This window comes from Acinetobacter johnsonii, from assembly GCF_048551975.1.
Lineage (GTDB): Bacteria > Pseudomonadota > Gammaproteobacteria > Pseudomonadales > Moraxellaceae > Acinetobacter > Acinetobacter johnsonii_A.
The window spans coordinates 1-219 of sequence record NZ_JBIMCF010000350.1 but is presented as its reverse complement, the minus strand read 5'-3'; the positions used below and the strand labels follow the sequence as shown (position 1 = coordinate 219).

Below are 219 nucleotides of genomic sequence, written 5' to 3'. Positions count from 1 at the left end.
AGAATAAACGGTTGGGTGCTGTTCTGAATCATATCCAACAACAGCATGAAGAACTGGAACAACAAAACAAACGCAATCGTTCTCAAAAGATGCCAAGCAGACGTGCACAGAAAATAGCAATCAAAGAACGAAATCTAAATCCTGTGCTTGACTTGGAAATGTCTGTATAGGACATTTCTATTTGGTTATTAGGTAGGACATTTCTACTTGGGAATAACA

1 pseudogene is annotated in these 219 nt (G+C 37.9%); it reads left to right on the top strand.

Annotated elements, in window-relative coordinates:
* Nucleotides 1-170, top strand: a pseudogene (locus ACG9ZB_RS17770) (ISNCY family transposase); the annotation flags it as partial.
* Nucleotides 171-219 lie beyond the last annotated feature (49 nt).